This window comes from Bradyrhizobium stylosanthis (genome assembly GCF_001641335.1).
Taxonomy (GTDB): Bacteria; Pseudomonadota; Alphaproteobacteria; order Rhizobiales; family Xanthobacteraceae; genus Bradyrhizobium; species Bradyrhizobium stylosanthis.
Genome location: NZ_LVEM01000004.1, coordinates 845,670 through 868,838 on the forward strand (window position 1 = coordinate 845,670; position 23,169 = coordinate 868,838).

Annotated in this window: 18 protein-coding genes; 12 read left to right on the plus strand and 6 right to left on the minus strand. The window is 60.9% G+C overall.

Annotated elements, in window-relative coordinates:
* Positions 1-80: 80 nt before the first annotated feature.
* The 3 genes from A7X65_RS30380 to A7X65_RS30390 form a co-directional block, all read right to left on the minus strand.
* Positions 81-680, minus strand: coding sequence for a transglutaminase-like cysteine peptidase (locus tag A7X65_RS30380; RefSeq protein WP_063692225.1), 600 nt, complete (start codon positions 678-680; stop codon positions 81-83).
* Positions 681-780: 100 nt separating this feature from the next.
* The gene (locus A7X65_RS30385; RefSeq protein WP_145667633.1) at positions 781-1,410 is read right to left on the minus strand and encodes a hypothetical protein; all 630 of its coding nucleotides are present in this window, start codon (positions 1,408-1,410) and stop codon (positions 781-783) included.
* Positions 1,411-1,504: 94 nt separating this feature from the next.
* Complete coding sequence (locus A7X65_RS30390; protein WP_063692227.1) at positions 1,505-2,848, minus strand: O-antigen ligase family protein; 1,344 nt, start codon at positions 2,846-2,848, stop codon at positions 1,505-1,507.
* A gap of 145 nt (positions 2,849-2,993) precedes the next feature.
* Between A7X65_RS30390 and A7X65_RS30395 the strand changes: the two genes are divergently transcribed.
* Both A7X65_RS30395 and A7X65_RS30400 read left to right on the plus strand, forming a co-directional pair.
* A complete protein-coding gene (locus tag A7X65_RS30395; RefSeq protein ID WP_063692229.1) occupies positions 2,994-4,310 on the plus strand; it encodes a hypothetical protein in 1,317 nt (438 codons plus the stop codon).
* On the plus strand, positions 4,310-5,482 hold the full coding sequence (locus A7X65_RS30400) for an acyltransferase family protein (protein WP_082885110.1): 1,173 nt from the start codon (positions 4,310-4,312) through the stop codon (positions 5,480-5,482). The genes A7X65_RS30395 and A7X65_RS30400 overlap by 1 nt, the downstream gene beginning before the upstream one ends.
* Before the next feature lie 17 nt (positions 5,483-5,499).
* Here A7X65_RS30400 and A7X65_RS30405 read toward each other — a convergent pair whose 3' ends face one another.
* Positions 5,500-5,709: a hypothetical protein gene (locus tag A7X65_RS30405; RefSeq protein ID WP_063692231.1), complete on the minus strand. Its 210-nt coding sequence runs from the start codon at positions 5,707-5,709 to the stop codon at positions 5,500-5,502.
* A 662-nt stretch (positions 5,710-6,371) separates the two neighbouring features.
* Between A7X65_RS30405 and A7X65_RS30410 the strand changes: the two genes are divergently transcribed.
* Entirely contained in the window at positions 6,372-7,649 is a 1,278-nt protein-coding gene (locus A7X65_RS30410) for a lipopolysaccharide biosynthesis protein (RefSeq protein WP_167358302.1), read from the plus strand.
* A gap of 82 nt (positions 7,650-7,731) precedes the next feature.
* Complete coding sequence (gene epsC, locus A7X65_RS30415; RefSeq protein ID WP_063692235.1) at positions 7,732-8,328, plus strand: serine O-acetyltransferase EpsC; 597 nt, start codon at positions 7,732-7,734, stop codon at positions 8,326-8,328.
* Here the strand turns inward: epsC and A7X65_RS30420 are convergent.
* The gene (locus A7X65_RS30420) at positions 8,325-8,891 is read right to left on the minus strand and encodes a serine O-acetyltransferase (protein WP_063692237.1); all 567 of its coding nucleotides are present in this window, start codon (positions 8,889-8,891) and stop codon (positions 8,325-8,327) included. The two genes, epsC and A7X65_RS30420, sit on opposite strands and share 4 nt — an antisense overlap.
* Positions 8,892-9,427: 536 nt before the next feature.
* Here A7X65_RS30420 and A7X65_RS30425 point away from each other — a divergent pair.
* The 8 genes from A7X65_RS30425 to A7X65_RS30460 all read left to right on the plus strand — a co-directional run bounded on the left by A7X65_RS30425 (position 9,428) and on the right by A7X65_RS30460 (position 21,997).
* Positions 9,428-12,793, plus strand: coding sequence for an RHS repeat domain-containing protein (locus tag A7X65_RS30425; RefSeq protein ID WP_063692239.1), 3,366 nt, complete (start codon positions 9,428-9,430; stop codon positions 12,791-12,793).
* A gap of 402 nt (positions 12,794-13,195) precedes the next feature.
* Positions 13,196-14,332: a glycosyltransferase gene (locus tag A7X65_RS30430; protein ID WP_245323941.1), complete on the plus strand. Its 1,137-nt coding sequence runs from the start codon at positions 13,196-13,198 to the stop codon at positions 14,330-14,332.
* Positions 14,333-14,462: 130 nt separating this feature from the next.
* Positions 14,463-15,653 (plus strand): polysaccharide biosynthesis/export family protein, encoded by a 1,191-nt coding sequence (locus A7X65_RS30435; RefSeq protein WP_245323944.1) that lies wholly within the window; start codon positions 14,463-14,465, stop codon positions 15,651-15,653.
* A 228-nt stretch (positions 15,654-15,881) separates the two neighbouring features.
* The gene (locus tag A7X65_RS30440; RefSeq protein ID WP_063692243.1) at positions 15,882-17,108 is read left to right on the plus strand and encodes a glycosyltransferase; all 1,227 of its coding nucleotides are present in this window, start codon (positions 15,882-15,884) and stop codon (positions 17,106-17,108) included.
* A gap of 5 nt (positions 17,109-17,113) precedes the next feature.
* Entirely contained in the window at positions 17,114-18,550 is a 1,437-nt protein-coding gene (locus A7X65_RS30445; protein ID WP_156528228.1) for a hypothetical protein, read from the plus strand.
* A 69-nt stretch (positions 18,551-18,619) separates the two neighbouring features.
* Complete coding sequence (locus A7X65_RS30450) at positions 18,620-19,735, plus strand: glycosyltransferase family 4 protein (protein ID WP_063692247.1); 1,116 nt, start codon at positions 18,620-18,622, stop codon at positions 19,733-19,735.
* Positions 19,736-19,961: 226 nt separating this feature from the next.
* Entirely contained in the window at positions 19,962-20,828 is an 867-nt protein-coding gene (locus A7X65_RS30455) for a glycosyltransferase family 2 protein (RefSeq protein WP_210249449.1), read from the plus strand.
* Positions 20,829-20,938: 110 nt separating this feature from the next.
* Positions 20,939-21,997: an acyltransferase family protein gene (locus tag A7X65_RS30460; RefSeq protein ID WP_063692251.1), complete on the plus strand. Its 1,059-nt coding sequence runs from the start codon at positions 20,939-20,941 to the stop codon at positions 21,995-21,997.
* Between the two features lie 82 nt (positions 21,998-22,079).
* Here the strand turns inward: A7X65_RS30460 and A7X65_RS30465 are convergent, their stop codons facing one another.
* Positions 22,080-23,153 carry a glycosyltransferase family 4 protein gene (locus A7X65_RS30465; RefSeq protein ID WP_063692253.1) on the minus strand — a complete coding sequence of 358 codons (1,074 nt, stop codon included), beginning with the start codon at positions 23,151-23,153 and terminating at the stop codon, positions 22,080-22,082.
* Positions 23,154-23,169 lie beyond the last annotated feature (16 nt).

Genomic DNA, 23,169 nt, shown 5'->3' on the forward strand with positions numbered 1-23,169 from the left:
TTAGCCGCGATTAGCGGATAAATACGGCAAGTCTTTGTGCATTGCAAAAGAAAACCGATCGGGACTTTTCGCGAGGCTCCTTACTTGCTCACGACTTCGGCAAAATCGCGATGATCTTGCTTGGCGATCGAAACCCAGAAGCGAGGATCCTCGCCGGATTCCATCGACACCCACTGATAGCTCGATCCGCGCCAATCGCGAACGTCGGAGGTGAGATTGTCCAAAACATAGTCACCGTCCTGCAGCCGCGCGATCAAGACGAGGTGTCCACCAGCGGGCGCATAGACCACCGCAAGACGCAATGCGCTCGCGGGCAAGCCCTTTTCGAGAAGCAGATGACGCTTGGTGATCGCGTAGTCGTTGCAATCTCCCGACGACGGCGAGATGGTCCAGCGCGCCAGCAGCGGCTCGGTCGATTTCGTCGCAGGCGAGATCGCCTGGTTCACGCTCGCGTTGACCTCTTCGAGCATCGCAAAGGCGACGTCGCGGGCCGGCAACTGCGCCTCAGGCGAGCTCCGCTCGCACTCGCGCGAATAGTTGATGCAGAATTTCACAAACTGCAACGGAGCCAGAACGTTCTGCGACTCCTTCAGAAAGACGCCCTTGCTCGTCGCTTGCTCGGCCGCAAGGCACGGCAACGAAGAACTCAGAACCAACAGGGCTACAACCAGACGCTTCATTACCGCCTCCCGCGATACACTTGATCGCTAGACGGTAGCCTCGAAACTTCTCAACCCAATTGCGCAATTTCGTAAAATTGCGCGTAATTGGCGCGCTCGCTCAGTTCGTCGGGCTGGTTTGAGCGAGCGGATTGATCGAGGTGACCGAGGCTGCCGAGAAGAACGTCGCCGTCGACGGAGCCGAAGCCCCGGTAAAAGTTGTGCTCGTTGAACTACTTACCGAGCCAGCGGCCGGCGCCGCCGTGCTGGCGCGCCCACCTCCCGCGATCGATTCGCCATTCGGGTCGGAGCCGGGAATCGCGGTGGTCGGAACATCGCCAGTGATGCTTACAAAAGACTGAATCAGGTCGTTGTTCTCGGTCTTCAGGACGGCTTCCTGGATGGCCATCGCGGTCGCCGGATGACTCAGCACGCAGGTCGATGCTGCCGTTCCGAGTCCTGCGCCGATCGCGCGGTTCTGCGCCGGGGAACTGGCGCTCGAGAGCGAGCCGATGCCTTCCACCGTCTCGGGACGCATCGTGGCGAAATCGCGAACCGCCGCGGAGAGTCTGCCTTCCTCACCTTCAGCGATTCCTGCGAGCAGCCCGGCGGGATTGTCGAGAAACTGAGTTGCCTTTTCGGCGGTCACACCTGCGGCAGCGGGCGCGCAGGCTACGTCGACGGCTGTCGCCGCGTTGGATGTCGATGGTGCCAGCAGCAATGCAATCACCAACCCGGGTATCATGCGCATCTGGGAACCCCAATTCCTTCCAAGAAAAGACATGTGTCAGACATACAGGATTTTAGAAGATGCGATTGACTATATTTAACGGATGGTAAACTGCCTAGCGTCTTTGCGGACGTCGTGTCGTCGAGATCGATTGCGCCAGGCCGCAGCCTGAAATAGCCGCGAACACCACTGCAAAGCCAGCAATTTGTAGCGAGAAATCGATACACGAATGCAACACTCCGAGCAGAAACACCGAAGCGGCCATTGCAGGAATTTCCCGGTCACGAAGTCGCGAGAAGGCGCCCCACAGCATTCGCGCCCAAAAGAAAGCCGCGATGACGCATATTGTCGCTCCCAGGGGAAGTCCGACCGACACGATCATTTCCAGCGGCGTGCTGTGCACCTTGTCCCAGATGCCCTGACTGCCGAGACTTTCCGGACGGTAGGGCGGAAATGCAGTCTCGAAATTTCCGACGCCGATGCCGAACAATTCGTGCCCACGCAGCATCTCGAGTGCGGTCCGATAGACTTCCGCACGCTGACCGTCGGTTAGGCCGAACAGACCGACCCGTCCGATCACGCTGCCGCCGATCACCAGGAAACCCACGATTGTGGCCGCCGCGATCGCTCCCGTGGCCAGCCAGTAATGCCTGGATTGGAACCGAAGTTGCATGAGATGGAGATTGGCGAGGCAGGCAAGGCTCAACAGAGTGAGCAGAACTCCGGCCCGAGAGCCTGTCATGCCAGTGGCGACAAGACATGTCAGAAATCCGACAGCGAGAGTGGCCGGATGGTCTGTGAATGAGTAGTCATGGCGCGACGGCTTGGACATCAAGGCGTTCGATACAATCGGGGCCAGACGGCCCAGGAACAAAACCGAGCAACTGCCCCAAAAAACGGCAGCCGTGTTGCGGTTCACGAACGTTCCCGTCGCATAGGGGAGATAATATTCCTTGCTCCGCCAGAGCAGCATGGTCGGCGCCGCGAGATGCGCGAGGATTCCGTAGAGCGCATAGGCAAATCCCGCGTATGCGATCGCTTTCAACACCTGCCTCGCCACCTGCTCGTCAGTGGCAAGCAGATAGGCCCGCAACAACGTGAGTCCGAACAGCAGGCTGGAGCCGAAGGCAATCCAGGGCACCGATGCAGTCGCGGAAATGCGATTTGGCTCCGTCATCCCCGCGACATCCCTGGCAATCCGCCAGGAAGGATCGGCGAGCGCATCACTCGCCCCGGGGGAGATTTGAAGAATCGTGAGTGCACATAATAGCAGCAGGATCGCCCCAACCGGTCCGACAATCCAGAGGTCCGAGTTGCAAACGCGGGAAAGATTGGCGGTCAACAAGCTTGCGATCAGAAGCGCCGTCCAGATCCAGATCCAGACCAGATCGACCGACCCGAAGGGCAAAGGGGCCAATACGAAGACTACAATCGCGATGAACCGGGATATACGAAGCACTGAATTTCTATCGGCAAGCTGCGGAATCGGCGATCACTTCATTAAGCCAGACGTGTAGAATGACCAAAATCGAGACAATTTGCTACGCTATCGACCAGGCCTATCGGTCTCTGACAGCACGCGCGATCTAACCGAAGGCCCTACGATGGATCAACCTACAACGCCGCTCGCCGAAAAGCGCGAGTCCGCACTTTCGGTCTGGGCGCTGCCTACCCTCGAAGGCTGCGCGGTGCTGCTGTATTTCAGCCGCGACGCCTTCGCCGGCGTGTTTCGCTACTACGCGAGCCTCACGCATCTGGACGCCCTCTGGTTCGTTCCCGACTTGTTTGCATTCGCCTGCGTCGCGGCGTTCACGTACAGATATGCGTTCAAGCAGGGCAACATCATCGCCATCCTGCTCGTTCTTTATACGATCTTCGCGCTGTTTCTCGGCTGGGTGTTCCTGGGGGAGACGAAGGGGCTCGCCTCCTCGATGAAGATGATCGCGCCGGCTTTCGTCGGATTCTGCTTCTGCGGCCGCGAGTTCAAGGACCAGAAGCTGCTCCTGAACGTCATCTATTTTCTGTTCTTCGCGTCGATGATCGGGATCTTCTGGTCCGCGCATTCGCGGCTGCCGTGGGTCGCCTTCTCATACGAATCCTTCGGCGCGACGCGCACCGCGGCGCGGCTGTGGTGGACGGGCGGCGAAAGCCGCATCTCGGGGTTCGCCGCCGACAGCACCATGGCTGCGTATTTCGTGCTGATCACCTATGTGTTCACGTCGATTCGCAAGAGCGTGCTCTGGTGCCTGCTTTGGGCAGGTCCCGCCCTCTATGCGATCCAGGTTTCGACCAACAAGACCGCGCTGGGCGTCCTGGTGATCTATATCGGTGCCCTGCTGCTGGTTCGCGCGTTCGACGAACGCCACCGTTTCGCTGCGCTTCGTTCGCTCGCGCTCTGGTCCTTTACCTGCCTGCTCGTCCCGCCGGCCTTGATGCTGGCGTTCAGCGGGACCAATCTCGGCAGAGTCGCCAAGAGCCTGTACAGCCTGCAGGACCGCATCAACAACAGCTGGCAGCTGCCGTTCGTCTACATGAACGACCTGATGCCGCTGGGATATTTCACCGGTTGTGGCCTCGGCTGCTTCAACTATCCGCAGCAGCTGTTCTCGAACAAGGTCAGCTACTACGTGCCGGTGGATAATTTCTACATCGGAACCTACCTGATGTTCGGTCCGATCTTCGTGCTCTTCGTGGTTTTCGTGATCATGGCCGTGGCCAGGACCCGCGACATCTACAAGCTCACCGCCATCTTTGTGATGAACTTCTACACCATAACCGTTCTCGGTTACGGTCCTGCGAGCGGTCTGCTGGTGATCACCATGGCGTTCAGTGAAGTTTTCGGCAAGGCGTCGCCGCTGCCACGCGCGAACCGCAATGCCATGACACCGCCGCCGCAACTGCTGAAGGTTGCAAGCGGGTGATGGCTCTTCTGGAACGGCCATCGGGTCCGGAACGGGCGAAGGATCTCGCCAAGAAGATATCCGAAGGCAGGCACAATATCTTCGCGCAGCACGGCTCCGCCGCCCAGGCCCGGCTCTTTGAACCGTCGATACAGGGGCTGCGCGGCCTTGCTGCGCTCAGCGTCCTGCTCGTCCATCTCTATGACATGCCCCTCACGGCCGGCTTCCTGCCACAGGTGCCGTCGTGGTTCGATGCCATCATCGGAACCTTCGGCCGGGGGGTCGAAGTGTTCTTCATGATCAGCGGCTACCTGATCCCGGCGAGCCTCGTCCGGCATCAACTGGTCTCGAAATTCTTCCTCGACCGCTGCCTGCGCATCCTTCCCGTCTTCGTCATCCTTCATCTCGCTTTGTTCGTCGTCGGGCCGCTGGTCGGATACAAGTTCTTCAGGGGGATCGACGCGCTGGAATATGCGAAGATCTTCCTCGCGAACCTGTTCTTCCTTCCCGACATTCTGAACCTGCCGCTCGGGCAGCAGAATGCATGGACGCTGACATACGAGTGGATCTTCTATCTGTGGTTCGCGGCGGCCTTCTATTTCGCGACGCGCTCCCGGCTGGTCACCGCCCTGCTCGTTGTGACGGGCGTCGTCACCGTTCTCTGGTTTCCGATCTCGGCCTATTTCCTGATCGGATTCGCGCTAAGGGCGATCGACCTGCGTATCGGAGCGCGCGGCATATCGGGGCTGCTGCTCAGCGTCGCGTGCCTGGCGCTGATGTACATGCTGCTGGAGTATGTTCATCCGTTCCTGGGGCTGCTTCCAGGCCTGATCCTGTTTTCGACGGTCCTGAACCCGACCTCGTCCTTTGCGCAGCTGATGTCGAGGGCCACACCACAATTCGTGGGCAAGATCAGCTACAGCCTCTATCTCGTTCACCCGTTCGCGCTCTACCCGCTGCAGGTCATCGGAGCACGGCTGGTTTCCCAGGGCTATTCACCCTGGATGGTCTGGCCCATGTTCGTAATTGTCGGGCTGCTGACCTCCGTCATCGCCTCGACGATCACCTATGAGTTGATCGAGGTCCGGCTGCGGAATGCCATCGCAGCCCTGCTTGGCACGCACGATCGCAAGATCGCGGCCGAGGTCCAGAGTGCGGCCGCCGGCGACATGCGCGACCACGCCAGATCTTGATGGTCAGGTCTTGATCGTCAGGGGCGACGGCGTGAGGGATGCTTCACCTGGGCTGCCTCGACGGCAAGCTTCTTGGCTGGTGCGGTACGCCGCTTTTTCGGCACGATGCTGGGCGAGATCGTCTCTGGCGGAGCGTCTTCACCGAACATCTCGATGTAATGCGCCAGAGGCATGTAGCCCGCGTCGACAAGCGCCCTCGCGCTATCGCGCGTGAGTTTCGCCTTCATTCCTCCCTCCCCTTGGTTAACCCGGATCTTCTATTTTCACGCCTTTTGACCAGCCTAGGCCCGGAACGGTAAAAGGTGCGTTGACCATTTGCCCGGAATCCGGCAATCGCGCCGCGAAGGCTAAGATCGAATGAACGGCACGATCGGCCTTCGCCTGCGACGACCAGCCTTGCGCCGATGCGTCAGGAGGGAACCGTACGGGCTGAAACCCGGCCGTCCAGTTGGACTTTCGACGGACGGCGCATGGCCTCCCACCGCGCCAGCCCTGCCGACTCTCGATCTGCGCGATCGCGATGGAAGCCAGCCAGCCGATCGCCTCACGACACAGGTAAACGACAAGCCGACACGCGCGTCGCATCCGGGATGCCTCCCTGCATTCCGGCCGCGCGCGATATCAACCCTCCGGCCGCTCTGAATCACGCCTCTCTATCCCGGCCACCGCGTGCCGGGACCTGACCCGAAAGCGCTCTTGCGCAATCGGTTCTGACAACGTGCCTGCCTGCGATGAGGCACAGCGGCTAAAACTTCGGCGGAGCAACGAAACGATCGAACGTTTTCGCGCATAACGAGCAAACACTATTCCGCGCGATGACGCTTCGCCTTTGACACCGCTCGGATGATGTGCTTGCCCTGCGCCATCACGGATGATCGGTGCCCTGACAATGCAAGTCCCCCAGAAGCTGGTTGCCTTCGCGAATGTGCTCATTCGACTGGCGACGCTCGGGCTTCGATTCCTGCTGTCCTTCTACGTCATCAAATATCTCGGCTACGACGCGGCCGGTGTCTATGGGTTGACGGTCGGCGTGACCGGCCTTGCGCCGGCGGTGATCGGATGGGGCCTGAATTATTTCGTGGCGCGCGAGGTCGTCGGATTGTCGCCGGCTGAAGCGGCGATCCGGGTCAGGAATCGCCTGTTTGTCACAATCGTTTCGCTGAGCCTGGCTACGGTCCTGGCGGTAGTGCTGTCGTTCTACCTGCACCGGTCGATCACAACCCTCTACGCGCTGATCGCCGTCCTGGTGTGGCTCGAAACAATCGGGCTCGACCTGCATCTGCCGCTGATCGGCCTCGACAAGGCGATCGTCGCCAATGTGCTGGTTCTGCTTCGCTCCGCTGCCTGGATTCCCTTTGTCATCGGCCTCGGCCTGCTATTTCCGCAATTCCGCTCGATCGAGACGGTGCTGTGCGCCTGGATCGTCTCGAACGTCTTTGCCCTTGTCGTGCTCGGCATCGTGGCCCGAAAGTGGAAGCTCGGCAGCGTGCTCTCGCGGGACGTCGATTTCGACTGGATCACCAACCGTCTCAAGAAATCCTGGCACATCTATGTGAGCGACGTCAGCCTCGTCGGACTCATGTATCTCGACCGCTACATCGTGAGCTTTTTCCTCGGACTGTCGGCGACGGGCATCTACACGTTCTTCTGGTCGCTGAGCAATTCGCTGCAGACGCTGGTATCGACCGCGGTCGTTCAAACCGCCCTTCCCGTTCTCGTGGCGACCTATGCAAGCGGCAATCGCGAGGCATGGCGCGAAGCCCTTCGCGTGGAATTCATCAAGGTCGTCTCGATTTCCACCGGCGCGGCCGTGGCCATTTTCGCGGCAAGCGAGGTGGCGCTGCGCTACATGGCCATGGAAGGGCTGAGCGAGCATCGGGGCCTGTTCCTGCTGCTGCTTGCGGCGGCCGTGCTGCGTTCGTGCTCCGACCTCGGCAATGTCGGTCTCCTCAGCACGAAAAAGGACGCGTCCTACGCTGCCATCAACACCATCGGGGTCTGTCTTTCGACCGCGATGACCTGCGTCGGCATTGTCGCCTACGGCCTTACGGGCGCGGGAATTGCAATTTTCCTGACCGCGATTATCCTGCTGCTCATGCGCGCCTGGTTCCTGGCAGGAGCGTTTCGCTCGGCCGGTGCGTCGCACTCCTCCGACGGTGGCGCATGAGTGGAAACGAAGACCGCCTTGCCGACCAGCGAGGCCATTTGGATCTAGCCAGCGCCAAGGCGGCGTTGCGGAGCTCACATTGATGACCCAGAAGACCAAGATCGTCGACAAGATCAAAGAGGATCTTGCCCACTACGCCTCGCGCGAGCACACCCCGGTCACCCCGGCCTTCGTTATACGCATGCTGTTGTTGACGCCGGGCTTTCAGTTCGTCTTTGCCTGGCGCATCCAGGAGGCACTCTTCCGCGTCCCGCTCGTCGGCAGGATTCTGCGCCGCATCGTCTGGTGGTTTTCGTGCCTGCTGTTCGGCTCGGAAATCGCCCTCGCGGCGAATGTCGACGGCGGTCTTTATATCCCGCATCCCTATGGAATCGTCGTCGGCGCCAGCGATATCGGAAAGCGCGTGACGCTGCTGCAGCACATCACGATCGGCCGAAAGGATCACTCCGACCGGGGCAGGCCGCGGATCGAGGATGGGGCTTCCCTGATGGCCGGATGCGTCGTCCTCGGCAGCATTACCATCGGCAGCAATTCCATGATCGGCGCGAATGCGGTCGTGCTCAAGGACGTGCCGCCCAATTCCATAGCGGTCGGCGCTCCCGCCAAGATCCTGCCGCGCTCCGACGTTTCACCGAAGTCCGAGGACGCGTTGCAAGGCCTGGCGCCGGAAGCAGCCTAGCGCGACGACGCCGCCCGACCGACGTCCGCGGCCGGCAGCGCGTCGTCCGGTCTCGACGTGCGGACGATGCGCGCAGGCGCGCCCACGACCGTGGCAAAGTCCGGCACGTCTGACAGCACCACCGAATGCGCCGCGACGACGGCGTTGCGTCCGATCCTGATTGGCCCCAGCAAGGTCGCGCCGGCGTAGATCACCGCACCATCGCCGATCGACGGGTAGGCGTCGACCTCATGCGAGGCCCGGCCGAGCGTGACGCCCTGGTAGATCGTGACGTCGGTTCCGATCACACTGCCTTCGCCGATCACGACACCGACCGGGTGCGGCAGACATAGGCCGGCTCCGAGCCGTGCGGTTGGGGCAATGTAGCATCCGTAATTCCTGACGGTGGACCGCCAGACCAACCGCGAAAACAGCCTGCCAACCTTGCCCCGGGCGTTCAGCCAGAACGCGAGCCTCGCGCGTGACATGAGGGCGAAGCCGGGTGACGTGACGTAAGCGATCAACGCGCCCTTCAGACCGTTGCGCGCGGCGTTTCGCTTGAGATCCTGTCTCCACATGCTCATTCATCACCCTGCTGGACGGTTCGTGCCGATGTTGCCACCGGCCTCGGAACAATGATGTAGCAAGTTCCACACGCTTTCCAAGCATCCATTGTCGTGCAGAAGTCCTTCAATGCTTCGCCGTTGTGCGAGCAAGACGCAAGCATGCAGACGATCCTGCGCCGTCACGACAACGGCGACATGAAACACGCAATGAACATCGGGCCAACAACACTTGAACAACGCGCGGCCTGAATTGCGTGATCGATTCACAAGTCGATGCGGCGCGGCTGAGCAGGAACGAAGCATCTGCCGGCTTTTTCATCGCAACCGACATCGTCGTTTGTACGTAAGAGGCGCGGGTTCCATGACGGTGGCGTGCGAACGTGCAGATGCGCGCGTTGCGGAACCGTCGCGCACACGTTTGCCGCTGCGACGCTCACGCGATCATCGCGCTCATCGAAACAGTGCGACAAAACGAATTTCCAATCTCTTCAAACATGAAAACTTCCAAGTTGCGTGAGAGAGGTGAGTGAAAGCCTTCAACTTGGAATCGCATCATGACGACGACCAGTACATCTTCCGCCGTCCTCTCCGCTCATGCATTCGTCGGTTCAATCGCAGTCAATGCGCACGCGGCCTACTCGGCGGCATCCTCGTACGGAACCTACGCCAACTCGAGCCTGATCATCGACGGCCTGCGCTATCTCGGCGTCACGACCGTCCGGGATTCGCTGCCGACGGACCCGTCCGCAATCCCCGTGGTCGATGCGCTTGCCGCAGCCGGCGTGAAGTTCGACTTCGTCGTGACGTCCAATCTGCCGGCTTCGGGTTCGGCAGGAATTGCTCAATTCCTCGCTTCCCTCGGCAGCTTCAAGGCAACATATCCCAACAGCGTCATCGCGATCGAAGGTCTCAACGAGGCTAATATCCAGGCCTTTAGCTACAACGGCAGCTCCTCCCTCCATGCTGCCGCCGAGTTTCAGAAGGCCCTCTACACGGCCGTCAAGGCCGATGCACATCTCGGCAACGTCGCCGTCTACAACCTGACGCTGGGACTGAACGACGAGAAGGGCTACGCCAAGCTCGGCGACCTCTCGAACTATTCCGATTTTTCCAACGCCCACGCTTACGTGGCGACAACCACACCCGAGAACTACGGCATCAAGTTCGCCGTCGACCTCGCGGCCACCAGCTCACGCAACAACCCTTCCGTCATCACCGAGACGGGCTACACCACGCTGGCGAGCTACAATGGCCTCGGCGTCGACCAATTGGTGCAGGCCAAGTCCATCCTGAATTCACTCGTCGATGCCTTCAGGAACGGCGTCACCACGACGTATCTGTACCAGTTGCTCGACCACGGCAGCAGCTCCGACCCTGAAGGCAAGTTCGGCCTTTTCAATACGGACGGCACACCGAAGCTGGCCGCGACTGCGATCCACAATCTGACGACACTCCTCGCCGACGATGGCGACGGCGGCCGCACGCCCACCAAGGCGCTCGGCTATACGATCGACAATCTGCCCGCGACGGGCAACAGCATGGTCCTCGGCAAGAGCAATGGAGCCTATGAGCTGGTGGTTTGGGCCGAACCGCAGCTCTGGAACGACGCCAAGGACGTCGAGATTGCGAACCCGACAAAGCAGGCCAAGGTCCACCTGAACAGCGTACACAAAACCGTCACGGTCTATGATCCGCTCAAGAGCGGGAAGCCGATCGCGACCTACAGCAACGTCCAGGATTTCACCGTCCCGGTGAGCGACCATCCGCTCATCATCGAGATCGACGCCCCCGCGCCCTCGGCGCCGCCGCCTCCCGTGACCGACATCACCGGCACCGCAGCCGAAATCGTGGCCGACCTGTCCGATCTCAACGCCGCCGGAACCGTCAAATCCATCACGCTGACCGACACCCACGTTCTCGCCGTGTCGACGAAAGAGACCATGGATTACATGATCTCGCATTATGGCGGCGTGCTTTCGACGATCAAGGGCGGCTATTCATTCGCGGTGACCACCTCGGCGTCCACCTGGAGCCTCACCGAGAATTACGATTCGACCGGCAAGCTCACGTCGACCGAGCAGATAGCCTATCAATCCGGCCTCCCGGTCTACGATCTCGTGACCTACGCCGACGGATCGACCGCTGAATCGTCCTATGAAAAGGGGATCAAGACGACGACGACCGTCACCCATACCGACAAGTCGAAGGACATCTTCGTCTATGGAATCACGGGTCAACCCTATGTCACCGAGGTGACACACAAATCCGCGTCGGGCGCCGTGACCGGGAAGACCTATATCGCCGCCGACGGAAGCACGACCGACGAGCATTACAATTCGTCCGGCGCACTCGTGTCGGAAACCAAGACGAACGCCGACGGCTCGTCGAGCACCACGCTCTTCAATGCGGGTGTCAAGACAGCCATGTTCGTCACCCATACTGACCATTCGAACGACAATTTCTTCTACAACATCAAGGGAAAGAGCTATGTGGCGGAGGTTGTGCACGTCGACGCCAGCGGCGTTGTCACATCCGTCGTCAGGACCCACGCGGACGGAACCCTTGATTACACCGAGACGCGCAGCGCCGACGGCACGACGACATCGACCAGCTTCGATGCCAGGGGCGTGAAGATCGCCGAGGCGATCTCGCATCCCGACGGGACCAGGGACATCTACGCGCTGAACATCAAGCAAAAGGCCTATGTGACCGAGCACAGCGGGTTCGACGCGGCGGGTCACCTTGTGCTGTTCGAGCGGCTGCATGCCGACGGCAGCTACGCGCAGAAGGTCACGATTGCTGACGGCATCAAGACCACCGACAATTTCGACCCGGCCGGCGCGCTCGTCAGCGAAACCGTGGCCGCCGCGGGCGGCGTCAGAACGACGACGTTCTTCAGCGACGGCCTCAAGACGAAGATGTACGTCACGAACGCCGATCACAGTCAGGACAACTACGCGTTCGACATCAAAGGCCTGCCTTACGAGAACATCGTCCAGCACGTCGACGCATCTGGTCAATTGACGTCGATCGTCCGCACGCATGCCGATGGCACCCTCGAATCCACCGAGGTCATCGACTCACAGGGCACGAAGACCGGCACGCAGTACGACGAGCACGGCACGAAGATCGCCCAGACGGTTCACCATACGAATGGATCGTTGGTCCACGAATTGTTCAACGCCGCCGGGTCGATCACGCAGGAGATCGTCAAGATCGCGGATGGACCGACCTCGACGTCCCTCTTCACGGACGGCGTGAAAGCCAAGATGTACGTGCTGCACGCCGACAACAGCCAGGACAATTATGCCTATGGCGTCGTCGGCCAGTCATACGTCGACATCGTTCAGCACGTCGACCCCGCCGGCAAGCTGACGTCGGCGACGCGCACCCATGCCGACGGCTCGCTCGACTACACCTTCAAGGCGGGCGCGGACGGCAGCACGACCGCGACCTACTACGACGACGCCGGCCAGCTCGCGTCCAAGGTCGTCACCCAGAGCAGCGGCGTGAAGGACGTCTATACGTTCCTGTCGTCCGGCGTGCAGGACAAGACCTACAACGCCTCGGGCGTCCTGCAGAAGACCGATCTGCTCAAGACCGACGGCACGCATGTCGAGACGGCGAATGCAGCCGGCGTCACGCTGAAGGGCGGCAGCGGCGACGACTTGTTCACGGCGGCGGCTTCGACGACGTTCGTCTTCAACGGCGGCAACGATCAGATCTCCGGCTTCCACGCGGGCGCCGCTGCGAACCACGACGTCATCCAGCTGTCCAAATCGTTCGCACCCGACTTCGCTCATCTGAACATCACACAGGCGGGAGCAGACGCGATCGTCCATCTGGGCGACGGCGCTTCGATTCTGCTCGCGCATGTCAATTCGACCAGTCTTACGCACGACAATTTCCTGCTCGTGTAGGCTGCACGGATCGCGCGAGACTGCCTCTCGATCCGGCACTTGTCGCTCTTCTGTCATTTCGCGCGCCGGCAAGCGCGCGAAGTGCCGTTATATTCGCGTTGCAATCATACGAACGGAAATATAGAGAATGACCGGTGAACGGCGGGTCGAATGGCGTGACCATTCGAGGCCGAGTTGGTGCCTACGTATACGATCCAGAGATCAGCAAAGGGTGGACCAGGAAGCCGCATCCTGCAAAATTCAGCGGGGGCGCTGAATTGCCACAAAGCTCGTTTTGGTTAAGTCTGTCAGCGAAGGATGCTCGGCCCGCACTGGGCTTGCCCGGGGTGGAAGCAGGAATATCGTTGAAGACCGGGTGTTTGTTGTGTGGGTTGCATATGTCTCCATCAAGTCAATTTCCGAATGACGTCTGATTCCCCTCGGCTGAAGATCATCCACGTTGCCGAGACTATCCGCGGTGGGATCGCGACCTATTTTACCGAATTGCACGCGCTTCAATGCCAGACTTTCGGCAAGGAGAACGTGTGCTATATCGTGCCGTCGGACCATCGGGCCGACCTGATCGGGATTGCAGATTCCAATATCGTCGCCTTTGACCGCTCGGGCCGGAATTTGCCCAGCCTGCTGAGGCTCGCGCTCGAGACCATGCGGCAGGTGCAGATCACCAAGCCGGATATCGTGCACGTTCACTCCACGCTCGCGGGCCTGATCGTGCGGACGGCGTTCGTTTTCATGCGCAAACGCCCTGCCATCGTTTACTGCGCGCATGGCTGGGCCTTTTCCCGCGAAACCTCGCGCTTCAGCAACGCCGTCGCCAAGCTGGCGGAGCGGTTGCTCGCCAAGGTCACCGACAGAATCATCTGCATCTCGCAGAACGAGTACGCCGCCGCCCGCGACGCCGGCATCCCGGAAAGCCAGCTCAGCCTCGTCCTGAGCGGAATGCGAAACGAACGCCCAAATATCAGCCACGATGACGCCGGTTGGAGCACGTCGAAGCTGAAGGTGCTATTTATCGGGCGCCTCGATCGTCAAAAAGGGTACGACTTCCTGATCGAAGCTGCGCAGCAGCTCGAGACCTCGATTGACGTCCGCATGATCGGATCCGCAGTCGTCAGCGAGGAAGGCAACCACAACATGCCTTCGAATGTCACCCTTCTGGGCTGGCTCGCGCGCACGGACATCGAGGCCCAGCTCGACCAGGCGGACCTCTGCGTGATTCCGTCGCGCTGGGAAGCCTTCGGCTTCGTCGCACTGGAAGCAATGCGCGCGCACAAACCGATTCTGGCATTTCGCGCGGGCGCACTGCCTGAAATCGTCGAGGACGGAGTGACCGGCTTGATCTGCGATCCCGCCGGAACGAAGGCACTTGTGGCAGGACTGCGGCGCGCATCTGGCGTTAACTTGCGCGCGCTGGGAGAAGCTGGTTACGAACGTTTTGTGTCGGTGTTCAGCATCGACAAGACGCACCACGAGCTGCTTAAAGTTTACGCAGCGGTGATCACGACATCGCCGAAACATCTGGCCAAGTTTGTCTTCTAGCGCAACGAAGTGGCCCGAATGCAACAGTGACTTTCAATGGTCCGTTGCTACCTCATCCAGACTTGGTCTCAATTGGTGCGACTGCTAAGAACTTCAAGCAGGCTAAGAGTGAGATAGGACGCGCGTTTTGTTGGCATCGATTTTCAGATTTTCTCCCACGCTTGCGATCTCTGCCATTTGCCTGGCCGGCTGCGCGGGGTTTACGCCACAAGATGCGCCGAACGGGGCTTCAGTCGTCACCAATGCGGCGCTGACGGTCGCGCCCAGCCCGCCGGTGCCTTACGCGCTGCTCGCGGTCGATCCGAATATCCTGAAGTCGGCGAATTCGATCAGCGATCATGTCAGCGGCAATTTCCGCAATCTGCCGGGTGGTGACTACAAGGACATCACCATCGGCGTCGGCGATATCGTCACCGTCACCGTGTTCGAAGCCCAGTCGGGCGGCCTCTTCATTCCGCGCGAGGCCAGCGTCCGGCCCGGCAACTTCGTTGACATCCCTCGCCAGCAGGTCGATCAGTCCGGCAACATCACCGTGCCCTATGCCGGCACGATCAAGGCTGCAGGCCTGACCGCCCGTGCGGTGGCCGACATCGTTCGCGAGCGGATCAGGAACCGCGCGATCGATCCGCAGGCGGTCGTTTCCGTCGTCGAACAGCGCGGCAACCAGATCAGCGTGCTCGGCGAGGTCAATGCGCCGCTCCGATTCCCGGTCGATCCGGGCGGAATTCGCGTGATGGGCGCTATCGCGCGCGCCGGCGGCCCGAAATATCCGTCGTGGGAAACCAAGGTCAAGATCAAGCGCGGCAGCAAGACGTATACCGAGACGATGAGCTCGATCGTGCGTCATCCTGAAGAGGATGCGTTCCTCGCGCCGGGCGACGTCGTCTATCTGTCACGGGAACCGCGCGTGTTCATGGTCTTCGGATCGACGCCCTCGCCGGGCTCGATCGGCGGCACCAACAATCGCAGGTTCACGTTCGAAAACGACCGGATGACGCTGGCTGAAGCGATCGCGAAGGCCGGCGGCCTCGACGGCGCGCGCGCCAATTCGCCCTCGGTCTACGTTCTTCGACTCGAGCCGCGCAATCTGCTCAAGTCCGCCGGAATCGACGTGCAACGCTTCCCCGGCGAACTGGTTCCGACGGTCTACAACTTCGACTGGAGCAAGCCGGACGGAATGTTCTTCGCCGACTCCTTCCAGATCCGGGATCACGACACAATCGTGGTGTCGGAATCGCCGAGCACAGAGCTGATCAAGTTCTTCTCGCTCATGCTCGCCGGAACGGACACGGCCGTTAACGTTCAGACGCTGACGCGATAACAGACACAAACTGGTGATACGGGGAACGCGGCGCTGCAATCATGCAGCGCCGCGTTCGCTTCCAGTACTCCTGGTTGTGCGTCGCTCTGCTGCCTCATTTCACTGTGACTGAGCGGCGAACCAAGCACGTGGCCCGGATACTGCAAGATGGCCCGGGCACGTCATAAAAAGGCGCTGGGTCTGCAGCTAAACGAACCCGGATCCGCTGATCTTCTGGAGCTTGAACGTATGCGCATTCTGGTCGTCTCGGCCATGTTTCCTCCGAATGTGCTCGGTGGTGCTGAAATCTCTGCTTTCAACCTCTCGTCCTGGCTCCTGAAGCAGGGACATGAAATCGGCGTACTCACGGCTGCAAAGTCGCGCGAAGAGGAGAAGTTCGGCGAGCTGGTCGACGGCATGAGAATCTGGAGCATCTACATGCCGCGCCCCTACCCGATCTACAAACAGGGGCGCGTCGACGAGACCTATTTGAAGCCGTTGTGGCATCTGCAAGACCACCTCGACCCGAGAAATGGGCGCATCGTCGGCCGCGTGCTCGACGAATTCAAACCCGAGTTCTGCAATGTGCACTATCTGACCGGCATCGGACACAACGTCCTGCAGGAGTTCGCCAAGCGCGATCTGCCGATGATGTACGTGATGCCGGACCTGGCGCTGTCGTGCCTGCGGCTCACGATGTTCGTCGACGGCAAGACCTGCGAAACGCAGTGCGGCGTCTGCAAGCTGTCGGCGGGCGTGAAGCGGCGCGGCATTCTGTCGATGCGCCGAATCGGCTTCTGCTCGCCGTCGCGCGCCAATCTGGAGCGGAATGCCGAGTTTCAGCCGCTCAAGCAATTTCCGACCGCTCACATTCTCAACGCGAACAAGTACCCGACGCCGACGGTCCAGCGCGTCGAGTCCGAAGCGGTCCGCTTCGTCTACGCCGGACGGCTGCACGAGGCCAAGGGAATTGATTGCCTGCTGGAAGCCGCCGAGGGGCTGGTGGATCGCTGGCCGTTCACCTTCACGATCGTCGGCGGCGGCGGACATGAGCCCGCCTTGCGCAAGAGGTTTGGCCATCATCCGTGGATCAGCTTCACGGGCCACGTTCCGCTGCAGGAGGCCATCAATCACATCGCGACGAGCGACGTGCTTTGCATTCCCTCGATCTGGCTGGAGAACTCGCCGGGCGTCGTCATTCAGGCCCTCGGCGTCGGCGTTCCCGTGATCGGCAGCAATTTCGGCGGAATCCCCGAGCTGGTCGAGCACGATGAAACGGGACTGCTGCTGCCCCCGGGAGACGTCCAGGCCTGGCGCGACGGCCTCGAAAAGGTCTTGTCGGACCGCGATACGCTTCGCCGCTACCAGGCCAACGCGATGGGGCGCGCCGGCGAATTCGATCAGGACTATCTGGGCGCAAAATACCTGAAGTTCATCGACGAGATTCGCAACTTCCGCGGGCATGCGAGCCAATGAGGCTGATGAGAATTTTGACCGGCAAGCCAGCCCATGAGGCTACGGCGTCGCATCCGGCACGCCGCGGCGCGCCGGTCTCTGCGGTGCTGCGTCGTGGCGTCGCATGGGGCCTGTTGTGCGGCATCACGATGGCCGGTGCCGATCGCGCCGTGGCCGCGGAGAAGACCGTCACTCTGGCGCCGGTCGCTCGCGCCAATCCGGCAGGCACGCTGCTGATCGGATCAAACATCCATTTCGGCCTCGTTCGCACGCTCGGCTACGATTCCGCAACCACGGCGCTGCACGAGCTGGCGCAGATCGGGGCTGCATCGTATCGCGACTACCTGCCCTGGCAGTCCTTCAGCTTTCCGCCGCAAGGGCCGGTTCTCGTCAAGTCGCAGCGGCTGATGAATTTCATGCCGCAAACGAAATTGAAGCCCGTCCTCAATGTCGGCGCCGCGAACTCGTCCGTACCGGGAGGCGTTCCGCCGATCTCCGATGACGCGCTCGGCGTATTCGATGCCTATCTCAAGAAAGTCGTCGAGGTGACACGGCCATTCGATCCGATCTACGAGATCTGGAACGAGTGGAATATCGACATCGGCACGGGCACGCGCCTGCCGAGGCTGGTGGGCGAAGGGCCGGACAGCGATCCCCGATCGGCGGTCAACTATGTCCGCGTTGCAAATTCCGGAGTTCGCGCCCTCAAGAGCGCCAACCCACATGCTCAGGTGATCGTCGGAGCGGTCGGAGACGACATCGATTGGAAATGGACGAGGGCCATTGTCCGCGACGGCGTCCTGAACGGCGCCGATGGCCTGTCCGTTCATCTCTACAATCATTGCCTGAAGCCGCAAAACAGGACCGCCACCGAACTGATCGGCCGGGTCAAGCGTTTGCAGCAGGAACTGATGCAGGATCGTGGCGGGGCCGTCACGCCGATCTACGTCACCGAGTTCAGCTGGCCGACCTCCAATGAACCGTGTGGGATCCCGCCCCTCGTTGCCGGCAACAATTTCGCGCAGTTCATTATGCAGAGCGCCGCCATCCCGTGGATCAAGGGCATCTGGGTGCATGAATTGAAGAACATCGGCCCCAGTCCGACGGACCGGGAGAACAATTTCGGGCTATATACGTTCAACGACGAGCCGAAGCCGGCCGCCTGTTTCGTACGTGAAGCAACGGACCTGGTTCGCGGGGCCGATCACGTCGACATCCAGGAACCGCTCCCGGACGTGTTCGTTTTCAGGGCACGACGCGGCGCGCGGCAAAGCGTCGTTCTCTGGTCGTCGGGCGCGACCGTAAAGGCACGATACGCCCTGACCGGCCTGACTGAGGCATCTGGACGGCGGATGTGCGACGAGACCACGCCGGCCGCGGGCCCTCAGGGCGACGTGGGACCAAATCCGATCGTCTACGACCTGGATGCGTCCGCACCGGTCACCATTCGGGTGCTGAACTGATGCCGTCGCGAAACCGCCCTCGAAAGAGACCTCAGCTCATTGTTGGCACGATCAAAGTCAAGCGAAGCAATGCCCAGTGAACTCACCATTCCGCTGTTTGCGATACATCATCACAAGATCGGCGGCACTGAATCGGCGATCTACAACCTCATTCACGGGCTCGACAAGGCGAAGGCCGCGTTGACGCTCGCGTTTTCCGATCCGGATCGCCTGTCGCCCGAATTCCTGCGATGGATGGCGAAGAGCCCGGGGATCGCGCAGCAGCGGCAATACCCGCTTCCCGGCAAGAACAGCCGCTTCGCCGAGGAACTCCTGTTCGAATGGCGAAGGTCGGGGAATGGCTGGGCGGTCTATCCGAACTATTTCCTTCCGCCGCGGCGCCCCGGCAGCCGGGCGAAATCGGCCGTGATCCTCCACGACATTCAGTACAAGGTGCTGCCGCAGTACCATTCCAGCAAGAGGAAGGCCTGGCTCGACTTTTATCTCCCGCGGATGTTCCAGACGGCAGACCTCGTGTTCCTGATCTCCAATTCCGAGAAGGAATATGTTCGCCAGCATTTCGGCGACGCGGCGGCCGACAAGTGCAAGGTCATCTACAACGCCATCGAATGGGCCCGGCTCGAGCAGGGCGAGATCAGCGAGGCAACCCGCAAGCTTGCGGGCCGGCCTTACGTCCTCACCGTCAGCCATCCCTTCCCGCACAAGAACCTGGGCGTCCTCATCAAGGCGTTCGACCGGGTGGCCCAATCGAATCCCGAGATCGAACTGTATCTCGCCGGCAAGGCCTCGGACGAGAAGACGCGCCTGATACGCGAGAATGCGAGTGAGAAGACCGCGGCTCGCATCGTGATGACGGGTATCTTGTCGGATGCGGATCTCGGCGAACTCTACCGAAACGCTCGGCTCTTCGTCTTGCCCTCTCTCTACGAGGGCTTCGGCATGCCGGCGGCGGAGGCGATGGGCTTCGGGGTGCCGACGCTGGTCAGCGGCGTGACATCGCTTCCCGAAGCAACCCTGGGCAAGGCGGAATACGTCGCCGATCCAACCAATGTCGACGCGTGGGCGGAACAGATGACCGCTTGTTTGAATTCCGGCGAACGTCTGTCCACAGAGACCGTCGCCGAAGTCCGAGATGCGTTCGCACCTCACAGGGTTGCGCAGTCGCTTCTTCAGAATCTGGGTTAGTGCATGTTAGTCGTGCAGACTCTCGCTGAAAATAGAGGCTCTCCGGCTGAGTTTGCGACGGGGGTCAGTCGGAAAGTTATGGTATGACCGCATCAAGATCGACAAGAGCCGCCGAGCACATCCAGGAACATCGGAACCCATGCCAAGGATCAGCAGCAGTTGTGACGTCACATGGAGGCGGCAATCCCGCCATGGACGCGGCTTGTCATAGCGAGCGCGTGTTTGCATGACCGAGCCTTCAACTCTGCAGGAATCCCGCCCGGTGAGCAGCTCTGGCAAGGTCCAGGCGGTCATCGTCAATTTCAGAACCGCTCGACTGACCATTCGCTGCGTCAAGTCGATGCTGGAGCATGGCGTGGTGGATCCGGACGGCGTGCTGGTCGTTGACAACTGCTCCGGAGACAACTCGATCGACGAAGTCCGCAAGGCCCTGCCCAACATTCGGACTGTTGTCTCAGACCACAATGGCGGCTTCGGCGCCGGCGTGAATCTGGGCGTGGCGAACACCACCGCCGATTATCTTCTCATCCTGAATCCCGACACCTATTTCGAGTTCAACAGCGTTGCTCCGGTCGTCGACTTCATGGAGCAGAGCCCGGAAACCGCCCTGGTCGGGCTCGACCTCGTCAACCCCGACGGAAGCCGGCAATACTCGGCCCGGCGCTTCTACTCGGTGTTCGACGTCCTTGCCAGGCGCGTGGACTGGATCGGAGCCATGGTGCCCGGGCGCACCGACAAGCACCTGATGAAGGACGCCTGGGAGACCGGCAAGCCGTTCGATGCGGAATGGGTGATGGGCACGGGCTTCGTCGTCCGGCGCACGGCCTATGAGCAGATCCAGGGAATGGACGAGAGCTATTTCCTGTACATGGAGGATGTCGATCTCTGCGCTCGTCTCTGGCGGGCGGGACACAGGATCAAGGGCATCCCCGGAGCCAAGCTGGTCCACGACCATCAGCGGTCGAGCGCTGCCGGTCCTCTCACATTCGCAGGAAGGACGCATATTCGCAGCCTCCTTCTGTTCAAGTCGCGCTTTGCCGTGCCGCTGTTCCGGCCCCCTGGCGTGGACAGGATCAGCAAGCGCACGGGCTGAGCTCCAGGCATCGGCCTCCTCACGCTGCGACTTGACGAAGGAAGTCATTTTTCATGAAGCCCGAACTTCCGAGAACAACCCAGGCGCCACGGCAAGGACAACTGCTGCAGTTGAACTGGATCCGTGGCATCGCGGCGCTGCTCGTCGTGGGCTATCACTGCGAGGTGACCATGCTGATGCCGAAATATTTCGGCACCGCCACGTTTCCGTTGTTCAAGGCGGGCCATTCGGGCGTTCAGCTGTTTTTCGTCCTGAGCGGCTTCGTCATCTACCTGGCGCATCATCGCGATCCCGAGGGTAACGGCAGCGCCATCGCCCGGTTCGTGGCCAAACGCTTCCGCCGCCTCTATCCGTCGCTCTGGATCGTGCTCGTTCCCCTGATCATCCTGTCGTTTCTCGGTTTCTCCACGAGAGTGCCTGATGGCAGCGACGTCATCCTGTCGCTCCTGATCCTGCCGGTGAAGGAAGAGGTCATCCTGGCGACGGAGTGGACGCTTCGTCACGAAATTCTCTTCTACGCGATGTTCGCCGTCTTCCTGTGGAATCGACGAATTGGCTTCGGCCTTCTGATCGCCTGGGGCCTTGTTGGCCTGCCTCTCGCGCTGATCGACGGCAAAGGCTGGTTGATCGATTTCATCTTCAACAACAACCACCTGCTTTTCCTCGCAGGGGCCGGCATTGCGTGGCTCTACGTTCGCAAATATTCCGCCGGCGGTCCGTTTTTCCTCTTCGCCGGCCTGATCGTCTTCGCCGTCACGTTCTACTTCGGGATCTCCAAGCAGATCCCCGCAAAGGCCGAGCTCCTGCTGTTCGGGCTTGGCGCGGCTGGGATCATCTACGGCGCGTGCTCGATGCCATACCTGAACCGGCGAATTGCCCCGCTGGAGGAGGCAGGCGCGGCGTCATATGCGCTCTATCTCATCCATTATCCGCTGATCTCGCTGCTCGTGAAGGTCGCGGTCAAGATCGACCAGTCGGTCGCGATACCGCACGCCGTGTATTTTGTGGCGATCCTGGTCATCTGCCAGCTGGCGGCCTTCGCTTTCCATCGCCTGATCGAAGCCCCCCTGCTGAATGCCCGCTCGATGCAGAACCTGTTTGCCCCTACGAGGACCGCGACGGCCGCATCGAACTATCAGGGACGCGCTCCGGCACCCTCGTCTGACTGATCGACGCCGCCACGTTCCTGGCGAGCTTCAGATCGCGGTTGCTGCGTCGGGTTGCCCCGCCTGCCCGTGGCATGAGACGCGGCTATATCGAGTTCAGCAGCGCGAGCGCCGACGACGTCCAGGTATATTGTGCCAGCCGCCCGGCCTGACGTTGCTGCTCGGCCGCAGACAGCGGCCCCTTCTCGATCCGATCGAGCATCAGGCGCGACAATTGGCCTGGATCGGTCGGACTGCAAAATTCGGCCGCGTCACCGCAGATTTCGCGCAGCACGGCGATATCCGAGGCGATCACCGGGCAGCCGAACAGCATCGCCTCGAGCGGAGGCACGCCAAAACCCTCGTAGAAGCTCGGAAAGATCAATGCCGCCGCGTGCTGGTACAGTGCGGCGATCGCCTCATCGGAGATCTGCCCGACACGCACCACGCGCTCATCGGCGATCGGCCCCGAGTGCCGGAAGACGCGTTCATCCTGCCCACCGACGATCACGAGCCGATGGGATGCCGGGATCGACTTGATCGCGTCGGTTGCGAGGCGGATGTTCTTGTTCTTTTTCGTCGACCCGATCGCCAGGAAATACTTGCCCTGACCGAGCTCGAACCGCTCGAGGATCGAAGGGTCCGGTTGGACTCCCGCTAGATGTTCCGCGCTGTTCGAGCAGACCGTGATGGCATCGGGCGCGACACCGAGCACAGCCGAGAGTTCGCTCCGGGAGAACTTCGAGACCGTGATGAGGTTCGCGGTCCTTGAATAAAGCCATCCAAGGCCGCGATGGAAGGTCGCATAGCTGCGGCTGAAGAACTCGGGATGGCGAAACACCTGCGCATCATGGATGACGATGTGATGCCGGCGATGGAGCACGGGCCCGGAATTGGCGAGGCTGATGAGCGTGCCCTTACGCGCTGCCATTGCGAGATCGATCTGGTCCCAGGCATGTCCCGTTCGCGTTCCGACGCTTTCGACGCGGACGTGCTTCAGCGCAAGACGCTCCTCGGCATTCGAAGGCACCAGCAGGGTCCAGCGTGCGTCGCTCAGCCGGGCAGGCAGTTGCTGCCGATCGATCAATTGATCGATGGCCTTGACGATTTCCGCCGCAAACCGCTGAACACCGCTCAGGGACTGCGAGAGGAACCGGCCATTCAGGAAGACATCAGCCATGCTTCAACGACTTCGC